Source organism: Streptomyces sp. IBSBF 2435, from assembly GCF_036815005.1.
Classification (GTDB): domain Bacteria; phylum Actinomycetota; class Actinomycetes; order Streptomycetales; family Streptomycetaceae; genus Actinacidiphila.
Genome location: NZ_JAJSYW010000174.1, coordinates 1 through 15,248, shown reverse-complemented (window position 1 = coordinate 15,248; position 15,248 = coordinate 1). Strand labels below are relative to the sequence as shown.

Genomic DNA, 15,248 nt, shown 5'->3' with positions numbered 1-15,248 from the left:
ACCCCACCCCCCACCAGCGGTTTCTCCCGGCGCGCGGCCCTCGGCGCGCCGGCGGCCCAGGCCGCCTGGACGGACGGTTCGCGGAACGGCTACCCGGCCTACCGGGTGGCGGACGCCGTCACCTCGCACGAGGCGTGGGGGGTCGGCAGCTACTGCCTCTTCCTGAACGACCCGACCGTCGTCGCGGAGAACGCTTTCCGGGTGCCGGACCGGGCCGGAGCGGCCTTCCACGGCCTGGTCACCGTCTCGCTGGGCGGCGACGGCACGATCAGCCACGTGATCAACACCGCGGGCGACCCGGTGAACAGCGCCAACGCCGGCATCTCCTCCCTGGTGAGCTACCCGTGACCCGCCGCCCGGACCACTCCCCCGGCGACCCCGGCGACCGCAGGACCCGCACTCGCACCCGTACCGAGGAGGACAGAATGCACCGACCCTTCCGCACCGGGCGGGCCCGCCGCGCGGTGGCCCCGCTCGCGGCGACCGCGCTGGCCGTCGCCGGCCTGGCCGTGCTCCAGGCACCCGCCGCGCACGCGGCGGGCAGCGTGGTCAAGGTGACCGGCTCGCAGGGCGACTGGCAGCTCACCGTGGACGGCGCCCCCTACGAGGTCAAGGGGCTCACCTGGGGTCCGCCCCCCGGTGACGCGGCCAAGGACCTGCCGGACGTGGCGAAGATGGGCGTCAACACGATCCGCACCTGGGGAACCGACGCCACCAGCGCCCCGCTGTTCGACGCGGCGGCGGCCAACGGCATCAAGGTCATCGCCGGCTTCTGGCTCCAGCCGGGCGGCGGTCCCGGCTCCGGCGGCTGCGTCAACTACCTGACGGACACCGCCTACAAGTCGGACATGCTGGCCGAGTTCCCGAAGTGGGTGAGCACCTACAAGGACAACCCCGGTGTGCTGATGTGGGACGTCGGCAACGAGTCGGTGCTCGGCCTGCAGAACTGCTACAGCGGCGACGAGCTGGAGCAGCAGCGCAACGCGTACACCACGTACGTCAACGACCTGTCGAAGGCGATCCACGCGATCGACCCGAACCACCCGGTGACGTCCACCGACGCCTGGACCGGCGCCTGGCCGTACTACAAGAAGAACACCCCGGACCTCGACCTGCTCGCGGTCAACTCCTACAAGGACGTCTGCAATGTGAAGTCCGCCTGGGAGGCGGGCGGTTACGACAAGCCGTACATCGTGACCGAGGGCGGCCCGGCCGGTTCGTGGGAGGTGCCGAACGACGCCAACGGGGTGGCCGACGAGCCGACCGACCAGCAGAAGGCCGACGGCTACACCAACGCCTGGAACTGCGTCACCTCGCACCAGGGCGTCGCGCTCGGCGCCACGCTCTTCCACTACGGCAACGAGGACGACTTCGGCGGCATCTGGTTCAACCTGGTACCCGACCGGCTCAAGCGGCCCTCGTACTACGCGGTGAAGCGGGCGTTCGGCGGCAGCACCGCGGGCGACAACCTGCCGCCGCAGGTGGCCGACATGAGCGTCACCGACGCCACCGCCGGGGTGTCGGCCGGCGGCAGGGTGACGATCAGCACCAGGACCAGCGACCCGGAGAACGACCCGATCAGCTACCAGGTGCTCTTCAGCAGCCTCTACATCGACAACAACGGCGCCCTCGCCCCGGCCGCCACCACCGACAACGGCGGCGGCTCGCTCAGCGCCACCGCGCCGGACAAGGTCGGCGTGTACATCGCCTACGTCAAGGCCACCGACACACACGGCAATGTGGGCTACGGCTCGAAGTCGGTGCGTATCGTGCCGCCGAAGGCGGACGGCACCAACGTGGCCCTGAACAAGCCCGCCACCGCCTCGTCCTTCCAGACCGACCCGACCGGCGGCTGCCCCTGCACCGCGGCCGACGCGGTCGACGGCAGCTACACCACCCGCTGGTCGAGCGACTGGAGCGACCCGCAGTGGGTCCAGGTCGACCTGGGCCGGAGCACCACGTTCAAGCACGTCCAGCTCGCCTGGGAGTCCGCGTACGCGAAGGCGTACGACATCCAGACCTCCGACGACGGGCAGAACTGGACGGCGGTGAAGTCGGTGACCGACGGCAACGGCAACATCGACGACCTCGATGTGAGCGGCACCGGCCGCTACGTCCGCCTCCAGGGCACCCAGCGCGGCACCGGTTACGGCTACTCGCTGTACGAGTTCGGAATCTACAGCTGACCGGAGTCCGCCGGAGCGGCTCCTGACAGCGCCCGGGAACACATCGGGTGTTCCCGGGCACTGTTATAGGTATGAGTGACAGCGGCGCGACCACGGACGGCGGATACCGCACCGAGCACGACTCGATGGGCGAGGTGCGGGTGCCCGCCGCGGCGAAGTGGCGGGCGCAGACGCAGCGGGCGGTGGAGAACTTCCCGATCTCCGGCGGCCGGCTTGAGCGGGCGCACATCGAGGCGCTGGCGCGTATCAAGGCAGCCGCCGCGCGGACCAACGCGAAGCTCGGCGTCCTGGACGAGGAGGTGGCCGGGGCCATCGCGGAGGCGGCCGAGGAGGTCGCGGCCGGCCGCTGGGACGAGCACTTCCCAGTGGACGTCTTCCAGACCGGCTCGGGCACCTCGTCGAACATGAACGCCAACGAGGTCATCGCGACCCTGGCGGCCGAGCGGCTGGGCCGTCCGGTCCACCCCAACGACGACGTCAACGCCAGCCAGTCGTCCAACGACGTCTTCCCCTCCTCCCTGCACATCGCCGCGACCGCGGCCGTCACCGGCGAACTGATCCCGGCGCTCACCCGTCTGGCGGAGTCGCTGGAGCGCAAGGCGGCGGAGTTCGCCACGGTGGTGAAGGCGGGCCGCACCCATCTGATGGACGCCACTCCGGTGACGCTGGGCCAGGAGTTCGGCGGTTACGCCGCCCAGGTGCGCTACGGCGTCGAGCGGCTGCGGGCGTCGCTGCCGCGGCTGGCGGAGCTGCCGCTGGGCGGTACCGCGGTCGGCACCGGCATCAACACCCCGCCCGGCTTCCCCGCGGCGGTCATCGCCGAGGTGGCGCGGGCCACCGGGCTGCCGCTGACCGAGGCGCGCGACCACTTCGAGGCGCAGGGCGCGCGGGACGGCGTGGTGGAGACCTCCGGCCAGCTGCGTACGATCGCGGTGGGGCTGACGAAGATCGCCAACGACCTGCGCTGGATGGCGTCGGGCCCGCGGACCGGCCTGGCCGAGATCGCGCTGCCCGACCTCCAGCCGGGCTCGTCGATCATGCCGGGCAAGGTCAACCCGGTGGTGCCCGAGGCGGTGCTGATGGTGGCCGCCCAGGTGATCGGCAACGACACGACGGTCACGGTGGCGGGCGCGGCGGGCAATTTCGAGCTGAACGTGATGCTGCCGGTGATCGCCCGAAATGTGCTGGAGTCGGTGCGCCTGCTGGCCAATGTCAGCCGGTTGCTCGCGGACCGCACGGTCGACGGGATCACCGCGAACGCCGAGCGGGCGCGCGAGTACGCCGAGTCGTCCCCGTCCGTCGTCACCCCGCTGAACAGGTACATCGGCTACGAGGAGGCCGCGAAGGTGGCGAAGCGGGCGCTGGCGGAGCACAGGACGATCCGCGAGGCGGTGATCGAGGGCGGCTATGTGGAGCGCGGACTGCTGTCCGAAAAGCAGCTGGACGACGCACTCGACGTGTTGCGTATGACCCGTCCGTAACACGTGATCCGTAAGCTCTGTTCATGACAGCCCATACCGAGACGGGGACCGCGGCCCCGGCAGGAGAACCGCGGGGGCGCTTCTGGACGCCGGGCGAACAGGTGCTGTGGCGCTACCGGGGCAACGGTACGGACGCGGTGCACATCGTCCGCCCGGTGACCGTGGTCCGCGACGACGCGGAACTGCTCGCGGTGTGGATGGCGCCCGGCACGCCGGTGGTGCGCCCGGTGCTCGCGGACGGTACACCGGTCCACCGGGAGCCGCTGGCGACCCGGTACGTCAAGCCGCGGACCACCAGGGTGGAGAAGTGGTGGGGTGCGGGCGTTCTCAAGCTCGCCCGTCCGGGTGAGCCGTGGTCGGTGTGGTTGTTCTGGGACCAGGAGTGGCGGTTCCGCAGCTGGTACGTGAACCTGGAGGAGCCGCTGCGCCGCTGGTCGGGCGGAGTGGACTCGGAGGACCACTTCCTGGACATCGCGGTGCACCAGGACCGCAGCTGGCGGTGGCTCGACGAGGACGAATTCGCCCAGGCGCAGACCGACGGCCTGATGCCGGCGGCGCTCGCGGCGCAGGTACGGCGCGCGGGCCTGCGGGCGGTCGGGGTGATCAGGGCCTGGGGCCCGCCGTTCAGCGAGGGCTGGCAGGACTGGCGGCCCGACCCGCGGTGGCCGCTTCCGGCGCTGCCGGCGGACTGGGACCGTCCGGCGGACAATCCCGGGGATATGGGCCGCGACCAGCGCGGGGACCGGGCCGAGGAGCGCTTAGCGGTCCGGCCCGCGAGACGATCCGCCTGAACCCCTTGTTGCGCCCCTCACCGCCAACCGTAGGATCGTTCTCCGGGCATCGCACAAACGCCGGTCACGGCCTAGAGTTTGACGCCGCGTCACCGGTGCGCCGGCGCACACCGGGTGCGGTCTTCCGCGCGCACGTACGCCCGCATGGCCCGCATCAGCCCATCACGATCCGAGCAGCAGTCAGGGAGGCCCTGAACAGTGGGAACCGGCGGCGACGAGCGCGATGGGACGACGCAGGGCACACCGGGCGGCCCGGCCGGCCCCGCCGATCCGGCCGTTCCGGCCGACGACCGGCCGTGGGGGCGTGAGGAGCAGGCCGACGCCTTCGACGCGATCGGCGACCGGTACGACGAGGCCTTCCCGCACAAGGAGGGCCAGCTCGCCGCTGGCGGCTGGCTGGCGGCCTCGGTGCCGCCCGGCTCCCGGGTGCTCGACCTCGGCTGCGGCACCGGGCTGCCGACCGCGGGGCAGCTGGCCGACGCGGGGCTGCGGGTCACCGGCGTGGACCTCTCCGCCGGGATGATCACCAGGGCCAGCGCCAATGTCCCGGCGGCGCAGTTCCTGCGGGCCGACATCGCGCACCTGCCCGCCGGCGAACCGCTGGCGCCCGGCTCCTTCGCCGGCGTCGCCGCCTTCTTCTCGCTGCTGATGCTGCGCCGTGCGGAGATCCCGCCCGCCCTGCTGGCGATCCATACGCTGCTGGAGCCCGGCGGGCTGCTGGCGCTGTCGATGGTCGAGGCTGATGTGGACGATGTGCCGATTCCGTTCCTCGGTCACACGATCCGGGTATCCGGTTACCTACGGGACGAACTGCGACAGGTCGTCACGGATGCGGGCTTCGAGGTGATCAAGGAGGATGCGTACGCGTACGCGCCTGCCAGTACGGACGTGCCGCCCGAGCAGCAGATCTTCCTCTCCTGCCGGCGCGGGTGAACGCGGCACGCCTCCGGGGCACCAGCATCGACACGAACCCAGGCACGAACGCAGGTAACGCAGACACCGATCAGGCCCGATCCCGCCGCGGCCAGCGCGTGGCGCACAGACGGATGGAAAGACTCGCGTGACCACGGACCCGCCCCGACCACCCAGGCACACCGCCGCGCCTGCGCCGGACCCGCGTGGCGGCTACAGCCTGCCGGAGAATCCGAAGGACAACGTGACGGAGCCGCTGACCGGCCCGCTCGCCGGGCCGCTGACGGACACCCCCGCCCGACCGGGCGCACCGCAGGACGAGGCGGCCGACCCGCCGCACCGGTCCGCGCCGCCGGAGGCGGCGGGACACCGCGACCACGACCGTCCCGACCCGGACGCGGGCTGCGGCGGCCGGGACCAGGGCGCGGCAGCGCCGCACCACGACCAGCGCCCCGGTGAGGAGCGGCCGACGACCTTCGTCGGCATCCCGTCCCGCGGCACCCCCATTGAAGCGGCCGGGCACCCGGCGGACGAGGAGTCGGCGGGGATGCGTATCCCGATGCCGGCGCAGACGGGCCCGGAGGCCGACCGGCTGCGCTACGTCGGCGCGGCCACCCGGCGGATCGCCCGCGGGGTCGACCTCGACGAGATCCTGCTGGGACTGTGCCGCTCGGCGGTGCCGGCCTTCGCCGACGCGATCCTGGTCTATCTGCGCGAGCCGCTGCCGGTCGGCGACGAGCGCCCCTCAGGACCGCTGCGGCTGCGGCTGCGCCGCTCCGACGGCGGACTCGAAGGCCCGTCGGAGCCCGACGACGACGCACCGGTCGGCGCCACCCCGCTGCTGCCCGCGCTGCTGCCGACGATGGAGCCGTCGTTCGGCGGTACGGGCGACTCCATCGGCGTCCTGCTCGACGGGCCGCTCGCCGAGGTGCTGCGCGGGGTCCGCCCGGTCTTCGCGGACTCGGTACGGGCCGCCGACGCGCTGGCGGAACTGCTCGGCCACCCGGACGACGCGGTCGGCCTGCCCACCGGGCGCCGGGCGCTGCTCGCCCCCTTGCGCGGGCGCCGCCGGGTGATCGGTGCGGCGGTCCTGCTGCGGCGGGCCGGCCGGCCGCCGTTCGAGTCCGACGACCTGCTGGTCGCCGCCCAGCTCGCCACGCACACCGCGCTGGGCGTGGACAAGGCGGTGCTGTACGGGCGCGAGGCGTACATCGCGGACGCCCTGCAACGCGAAATGCTGCCCGACTCGCTCCCCCAGCCCACCGGTGTCCAGCTGGCCAGCCGCTATCTTCCGGCTGCCGAGTCCGCGCGGGTCGGCGGCGACTGGTACGACGCGATCCCGCTGCCCGGCAGCCGGGTGGCGCTGGTGGTCGGCGACGTCATGGGCCACTCCATGACCTCGGCGGCGATCATGGGCCAGCTGCGTACCACCGTCCAGACGCTGGCCGGGCTCGACCTGGCCCCGCAGGAGGTGCTCTACCACCTCGACGAGCAGGCCCAGCGGCTCGGCCAGGACCGCATGGCGACCTGCGTCTACGCCGTCTACGACCCGATCGCGCACCGGCTGATCGTGGCCAACGCCGGCCACCCGCCGCCCTTGCTGCTGCACGCGGACGGCCTCGCCGAAGTGCTCCGCGTGCCAGCGGGCGCCCCGATCGGCGTCGGCGGGGTGCCCTTCGAGGCCGTCGAACTGCCCGCGCCCGCCGGGGCGACGCTGCTGCTCTACACCGACGGCCTGGTCGAGTCCCGCAGCCGGGACGTGTGGGGCGGCATCGAACTGCTGCGGGAACGGCTGCACGACGCCGCGTCCGTCGTCTCCCCGCCGCCGCTGGAACCGCTGTGCGACGAGGTGCTGGAGATCCTCGGACCCGGCGACCGCGACGACGACATCGCGCTGCTCGCGGCCCGCTTCGACGGCATCGCGCCCAGCGACGTCGCCTACTGGTTCCTCGAGCCGCAGCCGCAGACCCCGGGCCGGGCCCGCCGCCTGGTCCGCCAGGCGCTGCGCCGCTGGGACCTGGAGGACCAGTTGGAGGCGGCCGAACTGCTGGTCAGCGAGATCGTCACCAACGCGGTGCGGTACGCCGAACGGCCGATCACGCTGCGGCTGCTGCGTACCGATGTGCTGCGTTGCGAGGTCGGCGACGACGCGCCGCTGCTTCCCCGGATGCGCCACGCGGCGCCCGAGGAGGAGGGCGGGCGCGGGCTCTACCTCGTCAACCGGATGGCGCAGCGGTGGGGAGCGACTCGCTTGGGCGCGGGCAAGGTGGTCTGGTTCGAGCTCCCCCTCTGACCTCGCCCCCTCCCGGACCACCCGTCCCCCGGACGGGAAGCCTGCGCCGGTGGGTACGCCTCCGCTGCCGCGGGGCTGCGGTGACCGCTGGGTCGGTCGGCGCCCTTCCGCTGCCGCGGGGCTGGGGTGCCCTTGACACAAGAGGGTGCCCCTTCCCCGGGCACGGGGGTGGTGCGGTGCCCCGTCGGCTGGGGGTGGCCCCAGGCGAAGCTCTGGGGGCGGAACTGCGCGCTCAGCCACCCACCGGCCGGTGGTCCGGATCCGAAAGCGACAGCCCCTTTCGGCCGGTGGCGACCCGCACCCCGCCGGCGGCCGGCCGCGCAGTTCCCCGCGCCCCGGGGCACCGGCGCCGCACCGCCGCACGACGCTCGTGGTGGTCCCCCGTGCCCCGGAACGACGCGCACCCGGGAGCGCATGGGCCCGCCCAGCGGAACCCCCTGCCGCCGCGCAGCGCAAGCGCGCCCCCTGCGGAGGGGAGCCGCAGGGACGGGGGTCGCCGGGGGGAAAGGTCACCCCCTTGCGCGGCGGAGCCGAAATGCTTGGGGTGGCGCCGGGTGGGAAGTTGGGTACACGCCACGTGACCCACACCCCGGTGATCCATGCGGCACCGGGCGGGAGGACAAGCAGCCATGACCACCCAGAACGTACCGCCGACGACGAACAACGCGGGAATCCCGGTGGAGAGCGACGAGCATTCGCTCACGCTCGGCGCCGACGGCCCCATCCTGCTGCAGGACCACTACCTGATCGAGAAGATGGCCCAGTTCAACCGGGAACGGGTGCCGGAACGGGTCGTGCACGCCAAGGGCAGCGGGGCCTACGGGCACTTCCGGGTCACCAATGACGTCAGCCAGTTCACCAAGGCGGACCTCTTCCAGCCGGGCCGGGAGACGAAGATGCTGGCCCGCTTCTCAACGGTGGCCGGCGAGCAGGGCAGCCCGGACAGCTGGCGGGACCCGCGCGGCTTCGCGCTGAAGTTCTACACCCAGCACGGCAACTACGACCTGGTCGGCAACAACACCCCGGTGTTCTTCGTCCGGGACACGATCAAGTTCCAGGACTTCATCCGCAGCCAGAAGCGCCGTCCGGACAACGGGCTGCGCGACAACGACATGCAGTGGGACTTCTGGACCCTGTCGCCGGAGTCCGCGCACCAGGTCACCTGGCTGATGGGCGACCGCGGCATCCCGCGCACGTACCGGCACATGAACGGCTACGGCTCGCACACGTTCATGTGGATCAACGCGGGCGGCACCAGGTTCTGGGTGAAGTACCACTTCAAGACCGACCAGGGCATCGACTTCCTGCCGCAGGCCGACGCGGACGCGCTGGCCGGGGAGAACGCCGACGCGCACCGGCAGGACCTGTGGGAGTCGATCCAGCGCGGCGACCACCCGTCGTGGACGCTGTACGTGCAGGTCATGCCGTTCGAGGACGCGGCGGACTACCGCTTCAACCCGTTCGACCTGACGAAGGTGTGGCCGCACGGCGACTACCCGCTGGTCGAGGTCGGCCGGATGACGCTGGACGAGAACCCGGAGGACTTCTTCGTCCACATCGAGCAGGCGGCGTTCGAGCCGTCGAGCATGGTGCCGGGCATCGGCCCGTCGCCGGACAAGATGCTGCTCGGGCGGCTGTTCTCGTACCCCGACACGCACCGCTACCGGATCGGCCCGAACTACGCGCAACTGCCGCCGAACCGGCCGCACGTGCCGGTGCGCTCGTACGCCAAGGACGGCCCGATGCGCTTCGAGCCGAACCGGGTGGGCGCGCCCTACGCGCCGAACTCGTACGGCGGCCCGGCCGCCTCCCCGGAGGCGTACGGGGACATCGCCGGCTGGCAGGCGGCGGGCGAGATGGTGCGGGAGGCGTACACCCTGCACCGCGAGGACGACGACTTCGGGCAGCCCGGCACGATGGTGCGCGACGTGCTGGACGACGCGGCGCGCGAGCGGCTGGTCGGCAATGTGGCCGGGCATCTGAGCGACGGGGTCAGCGCCCCGGTGCTGGAGCGCGCGTTCGCGTACTGGCGCAGCGTCGACCGCGAGGTCGGCGACCGGATCGCGGCGGCCGTCAAGACCGGCTGACCCTCCCCCGCAGGACCGCAGGACCGCAGGACCGCAGCCCCGCGGCACGTGCCGACAGCCCCGTGCCCCGGGGCTGCATTGCCCCCACTCCCAGAAAATGTGTTATCACTATGCTAGACCGATCGACGAGGAAGCAGGGGGAACCCCATGTCGCAGCCCACAGGACCGCAGCAGCCGTCCAGAACGTCCACCGACGCCGAGATACCCGAGATGCCCGCGCCCCGGGTCCACGAGCGGCGCGCCGTCGGGATGCCGGGGCTGCCGTTCCTGCTGATCGCCGTGCTGGTGGTGCTCGGCGGGGCCGCGCTGATCACGGTCGGCGGCGCACGCGCCAAGGACCACCCGGGCGCGGTGGCGGCCGGCCTGATCGCGCTCGGCATCGTGATCGTCGTCGGCGCGCTCATCACGCTCTTCGGCCTCACCCAGGTCGCGCCGGGCCAGGCCCGGGTGTGCCAGCTGTTCGGCCGCTACCAGGGCACCATCCGGCAGGACGGCCTGCGCTGGGTGAACCCGTTCACCAGCCGCCGCAAGATCTCCACCCGGCTGCGCAACCACGAGACCGCGGTGCTCAAGGTCAACGACGCCTACGGCAACCCGATCGAGCTGGCCGCCGTGGTGGTCTGGCAGGTCGCCGACACCGCGCAGGCGGTCTTCGAGGTGGACGACTACGTCAAGTTCGTCGGCATCCAGACCGACACGGCCGTCCGGCACATCGCGACCAACTACCCGTACGACGCGCACGACGGCACGTCGGTGTCGCTGCGCGGCAATTCCGAGGACATCACCGAGCGGCTGTCGGTCGAGATCGCCGCGCGGGTCGACTCGGCCGGTGTGAAGATCATCGAGTCCCGCTTCACCCACCTCGCCTACGCGCCCGAGATCGCCTCGGCGATGCTCCAGCGGCAGCAGGCCGGCGCGATCGTCGCGGCGCGGCAGACCATCGTGGACGGCGCGGTCGGCATGGTCGAGTCGGCGCTGTCCAGGATCGCCGAGCAGGGCATCGTCGAGCTGGACGAGGAGCGCAAGGCCAGCATGGTGAGCAATCTGCTGGTGGTGCTCTGCGGCGACCGCGCGGCGCAGCCGGTACTCAACACGGGGACCCTCTACCAGTGACGGAGCGCCCGACGTGACGGAGCCCGGCGAGCCCGCCGAACCCGGCGCCGACCGCGCCCAGAGCACCGGCCCGCCCGAGCCGGCCGGTGCGCCCGCCCGCACCCGCGGCGCACGCAAGCAGGTGCTGCTGCGGCTCGACCCCGCCGTCCACGACGCGCTCGTGTCCTGGGCGGCGGGCGAACTGCGCAGCACCAACGCCCAGATCGAGTTCCTGCTGCGCCGCGCGCTGGCAGACGCGGGCAGGCTCCCGTCGGCCGCGGGCCCGATTCCGCGCCGCGGCCGCCCGCCGAAGACCGAACCTTCCTCACCTCCGGACACCACCGTCTGACCTGCGGTAATGCCGCCCCGATGCCCGGAGGCGCCAGTTATTCACCATGGGTATACACGTGATGTATACCCATGGTGTACTGTGCTCCGCATGTCAATCGGCCACACCCTGCTCGGACTCCTGGAGTCCGGCCCGCGCCACGGTTACGACCTCAAGCGCGCCTTCGACGAACGCTTCGGACACGACCGGCCGCTCGCGTACGGCCAGGTCTACTCGACGATGGCCAGGCTGCTGAAGAACGGCCTGGTCGAGGTCGACGGGATAGAGCCGGGCGGCGGCCCCGAGCGCAAGCGGTACGCCATCACCGACGCCGGAGTGACCGATGTCGAGGCCTGGCTCTCGCAGCCCGAGAAGCCCGAGCCGTATCTGCAGACAACCCTCTACACCAAGGTCGTCCTCGCCCTGCTGACCGGCCGGCCCGCGGCCGACCTGCTGGACACCCAGCGCGCCGAACACCTGCGGCTGATGCGCGAGCTGACCCGGCGCAAGTCCGCCGGCGACCTCAGCGACCAGCTGATCTGCGACCACGCGCTCTTCCATCTCGAAGCCGACCTGCGGTGGCTGGAACTGACCGCCGCCCGGCTCGACCAGCTCGCCACCGAGGTGACCAAGTGACCGCCACAGCCCAGGAACCCCTGCTCGTCGCGACCGGCCTGCGCAAGGCCTACGGCCCGACCCCCGCACTGGACGGCGCCGATCTGACAGTGCGGTCCGGTGAGGTGGTCGCCGTGATGGGACCCTCGGGATCCGGCAAGTCCACACTGCTGCACTGCCTGGCCGGGATCGTCACCCCCGACGCCGGCGAGGTCCGCTACCGCGGGCGCGACCTGGCGGCGATGTCCGACAGCGGACGCAGCGCCCTGCGGCGTACGGACTTCGGCTTCGTCTTCCAGTTCGGCCAGCTCGTGCCCGAGCTGACCTGCCTGGAGAACGTGGCGATGCCGATGCGGCTCAGCGGCCGCAAGCGCAAGGAGGCCGAGGCGCAGGCCGCGAAGTGGCTGGAGCGCCTGGAGGTCACCGACATCGCGGGCAAGCGGCCCGGCGAGGTCTCCGGCGGCCAGGGCCAGCGGGTCGCGGTGGCCCGCGCCCTGGTCGGCGGCCCCCGGGTGGTCTTCGCCGACGAGCCGACCGGCGCGCTGGACTCGCTGAACGGCGAGCGGGTGATGCGGCTGCTGACCGAGGCCGCGCACGACACGGGCGCCGCCGTCGTCCTGGTCACCCACGAAGCGCGGGTGGCCGCGTACTCGGACCGGGAGATCGTCGTGCGGGACGGGAAGTCCCGCGACATGGAACGCGTGTCATGACGTCCTCGCACGAGCCCCTCGCCGGCTTCGACGCCACCGCCGGCGGCCCCCGCGGCGACCGGGCACCGGAACCGTCCGCCGACGCGCGGACCTGGCTGCGCGATCTGCTGCTCGGCGCGCGCTTCGCGGCCGGCGGCGGACGCGAGGGCTGGACGCGTACGGTGCTGACCGCCGTCGGCGTCGCGCTCGGCGTGACGCTGCTGCTGCTGGCCGCCGCGGTGCCGGCGATGATGCACACCCGCGACGACCGGCGGATGGCCCGCGACACCCTGTCGTTCGGCCAGCCGGTCAAACCGAGCGACCACAGCTTCCTGTTCGCCGACGCGAGCACCATCTACCATGACAAGACGATCACCGGTGTCCTGCTGCACCCGGACGGACCCGCCGCGAAGCCGCCGCCCGGTGTCACCGCGATGCCGCCGCCCGGGCAGATGGTGGTCTCCCCCGCGCTGAAGAAGCTGCTGGCGTCCGCGCCGCTGCTGCGCGAGCGCCTCCCGTACGAGATCACCGGCACCATAGGCAAGGCCGGGCTGATGGGACCGGCCGACCTGTACTACTACGCGGGCAGCGACAAGCTCGTCGCCCACGACTCGCTCGGGGCGCACGGCAGCGCCGACCGGCTGGACGGCTTCGGCCGCGAGAGCAATCACGAGTCCCAGGGGCCGGTCTTCGACCTGCTGCTGGTGATGGTCCTGGTGGTGCTGCTGCTGCCGGTCGCGGTCTTCATCGGCACCGCCGTACGCCTCGGCGGTGAACGCCGGGACCGGCGGCTCGCGGCACTGCGGCTGGTGGGCGCCGACATCCGGATGACCCGGCGGGTCGCGGCCGGCGAGGCCCTGTTCGGCGCGCTGTTCGGGGTGCTGCTGGGCGGGGTGTTCTTCCTGATCGCCCGGCAGTTCGCGGCCCACATCTCCATCAGGGACATCTCCGCCTTCCCCTCCGACCTGATGCCGAACACCGCGCTGACCGTACTGATCGCGGTCTCGGTGCCCGTCGCCTCGATCGCGGTGACCCTGCTCAGCCTGCGCGGTACGGTCATCGAACCGCTCGGCGTGGTCCGGCAGGGCGTCGGACGGCGGCGCAGGCTCTGGTGGCGGCTGCTGATCCCGGTCGCGGGACTGGCTCTGCTCGTCCCGCTGTTCGGCAAGGTCAGGGGCACCGCGCCGATCAACGAGTACCAGATCGCGACCGGCACGATCCTGCTGCTGATCGGCGTGACCGCGGTGCTGCCGTGGCTGGTCGAGACGGCGGTGGGAAGGCTGCGCGGCGGTCCGGTCGCCTGGCAGCTCGCCACCCGCAGGCTCCAGCTGAACAGCAACGCCTCGGCCCGGATGGTCAGCGGTGTGACGGTGGCCGTCGCCGGCGCCATCGCGCTGCAGATGCTCTTCACCGCGGTCAGCGGCGACTTCGTGTCCGACACCGGCGCCGACCCGACCCGCGCCCAGATGACGGTCACCACCAACGACACCACCAGCGACCAGACCACCCGCGACATCCGGCAGGTCGCCGCGACCAAGGGCGTGCACGAGGCGGTCGGCTATCTGCGGTCCCAGGCCACCCGGCCCGACGCGTCCACCCTCAAGGGCGAGAGCCCGGACTACACCTATCTGCCGGTGACCGTCGGCGACTGTACGACACTGCGGCAGCTGGCCGTCATCAGCAGCTGCGGGCCTGGCAGCACCTTCGTGGTGCCGCCGCCCAGCGAGCAGGACAACGGCGACGCGCTGCCGTACCTCAAGGCGGGCGGCAGGATCGACCTCAACACCAGCTACACGGAGCGCTACGTCGGCACCCCGAGGCTGTGGACGATCCCGGCGCACACGCCGACCGCGGCGGTGCGGACCGACCCGGCCGGTGACCAGGTGTGGGGCATTTTCGCCACTCCCGAGGCCATCGACGGCAGCAAGCTGTTCGACCCGGACTCGCGGATCATGGTCGGCCTCGACAGCCGCCAGCACGACGCCGCCGAGTACGTGCGCAACACCGCGGCGGCCTTCGGGGTCGGCACGTACGTGATGGACATCAGCGGCACCCGCACGACGGGCGCCTACGTCCAGCTGCGCCGGGGCCTGTTCGCCGGTGCGACCCTCACCATGGCGCTGATCGGCGCCAGCCTGCTGGTGACGATGCTGGAGCAGCTGCGGGACCGCAAGAAGCTGCTGGCGGTACTGGTCGCCTTCGGCACGAAGCGCAGCGCGCTGGGCTGGTCGGTGCTGTGGCAGACCACAATCCCGGTGGTCCTCGGCCTGGCGCTGGCCGTGGCGGGCGGTATCGGCCTGGGCGCGGCGCTGCTGGCGATGGTGGGCCGGTCCTTCCACATGGACTGGGGCAGCGTCGCGATCATGTCGGCGGTCGGCGCCGCCGTGGTCCTGGCGGTGACCCTGCTGAGCCTGCCACCCCTGTGGCGCCTCATGCGCCCGGACGGCCTCCACACGGAATAGCCCACAGGGCAGCTCGTGAGTGGGGGGCTGGGCGCCGGGAACGGCGCGAGCGACCACCCACCGTCCGGTGGTCCGGAGCGGACCGAACAGCCCCTCCGGGCCGGTGCCGACCCGGCGACCGGTGCGGGCCGGCCGCGCAGTTCCCCGCGGCCCTGTGGGACACCCCCTTGTGCGGAGGCACCGCGGAAGCACCGCGGCGTCGGGGTGCGCCCCCTTCCCGGAGGGGGGCGCCGCAGAACTTTCGCACCCCTGGCGGGAGCCCTACGCCGGGTCGGGGGCCGGTTCCGGATCGGGGACGGCGTCCGGGATGGG

The 15,248-nt window shown here is 72.4% G+C and carries 11 protein-coding genes and 1 pseudogene; all 12 read left to right on the top strand.

The genetic code is table 11. The features are described from left to right. Positions 1–348: pseudogene (locus V7E46_RS26720) on the top strand (hypothetical protein); the annotation flags it as partial. A gap of 77 nt (positions 349–425) precedes the next feature. After that, complete coding sequence (locus V7E46_RS26715) at positions 426–2,186, top strand: discoidin domain-containing protein (RefSeq protein WP_333770790.1); 1,761 nt, start codon at positions 426–428, stop codon at positions 2,184–2,186. A 71-nt stretch (positions 2,187–2,257) separates the two neighbouring features. Next, positions 2,258–3,667, top strand: coding sequence for a class II fumarate hydratase (locus V7E46_RS26710; RefSeq protein WP_333770789.1), 1,410 nt, complete (start codon positions 2,258–2,260; stop codon positions 3,665–3,667). A 23-nt stretch (positions 3,668–3,690) separates the two neighbouring features. Then, a complete protein-coding gene (gene fomD, locus V7E46_RS26705) occupies positions 3,691–4,458 on the top strand; it encodes a cytidylyl-2-hydroxypropylphosphonate hydrolase (RefSeq protein WP_333770788.1) in 768 nt (255 codons plus the stop codon). 333 nt (positions 4,459–4,791) lie between these two features. Next, on the top strand, positions 4,792–5,391 hold the full coding sequence (locus V7E46_RS26700; protein WP_333770791.1) for a class I SAM-dependent DNA methyltransferase: 600 nt from the start codon (positions 4,792–4,794) through the stop codon (positions 5,389–5,391). Between the two features lie 127 nt (positions 5,392–5,518). Beyond that, positions 5,519–7,663: a SpoIIE family protein phosphatase gene (locus tag V7E46_RS26695; protein WP_333770787.1), complete on the top strand. Its 2,145-nt coding sequence runs from the start codon at positions 5,519–5,521 to the stop codon at positions 7,661–7,663. A gap of 629 nt (positions 7,664–8,292) precedes the next feature. After that, a complete protein-coding gene (locus V7E46_RS26690) occupies positions 8,293–9,750 on the top strand; it encodes a catalase (RefSeq protein WP_333770786.1) in 1,458 nt (485 codons plus the stop codon). Positions 9,751–9,897: 147 nt separating this feature from the next. Next, entirely contained in the window at positions 9,898–10,863 is a 966-nt protein-coding gene (locus V7E46_RS26685; RefSeq protein ID WP_333770785.1) for an SPFH domain-containing protein, read from the top strand. Between the two features lie 13 nt (positions 10,864–10,876). After that, positions 10,877–11,191: a hypothetical protein gene (locus V7E46_RS26680; RefSeq protein ID WP_333770784.1), complete on the top strand. Its 315-nt coding sequence runs from the start codon at positions 10,877–10,879 to the stop codon at positions 11,189–11,191. 90 nt (positions 11,192–11,281) lie between these two features. Continuing rightward, positions 11,282–11,806: a PadR family transcriptional regulator gene (locus V7E46_RS26675; protein ID WP_329175191.1), complete on the top strand. Its 525-nt coding sequence runs from the start codon at positions 11,282–11,284 to the stop codon at positions 11,804–11,806. Further along, positions 11,803–12,495 (top strand): ABC transporter ATP-binding protein, encoded by a 693-nt coding sequence (locus V7E46_RS26670; RefSeq protein WP_333770783.1) that lies wholly within the window; start codon positions 11,803–11,805, stop codon positions 12,493–12,495. Before V7E46_RS26675 ends, V7E46_RS26670 begins: the two co-directional genes overlap by 4 nt. Next, positions 12,492–14,936, top strand: a complete 2,445-nt coding sequence (locus V7E46_RS26665; RefSeq protein WP_333770782.1) for an ABC transporter permease — start codon at positions 12,492–12,494, stop codon at positions 14,934–14,936. Before V7E46_RS26670 ends, V7E46_RS26665 begins: the two co-directional genes overlap by 4 nt. The last annotated feature ends 312 nt before the right edge of the window (positions 14,937–15,248 follow it).

What these genes read in the sequence shown, in the direction of transcription:
- V7E46_RS26715 (WP_333770790.1), top strand. Translation starts at nt 426, where the DNA reads ATGCACCGACCCTTCCGCACCGGGCGGGCCCGCCGCGCGGTGGCCCCG.
- V7E46_RS26710 (WP_333770789.1), top strand. Translation starts at nt 2,258, where the DNA reads ATGAGTGACAGCGGCGCGACCACGGACGGCGGATACCGCACCGAGCAC.
- fomD (WP_333770788.1), top strand. Translation starts at nt 3,691, where the DNA reads ATGACAGCCCATACCGAGACGGGGACCGCGGCCCCGGCAGGAGAACCG.
- V7E46_RS26690 (WP_333770786.1), top strand. Translation starts at nt 8,293, where the DNA reads ATGACCACCCAGAACGTACCGCCGACGACGAACAACGCGGGAATCCCG.
- V7E46_RS26685 (WP_333770785.1), top strand. Translation starts at nt 9,898, where the DNA reads ATGTCGCAGCCCACAGGACCGCAGCAGCCGTCCAGAACGTCCACCGAC.
- V7E46_RS26675 (WP_329175191.1), top strand. Translation starts at nt 11,282, where the DNA reads ATGTCAATCGGCCACACCCTGCTCGGACTCCTGGAGTCCGGCCCGCGC.
- V7E46_RS26665 (WP_333770782.1), top strand. Translation starts at nt 12,492, where the DNA reads ATGACGTCCTCGCACGAGCCCCTCGCCGGCTTCGACGCCACCGCCGGC.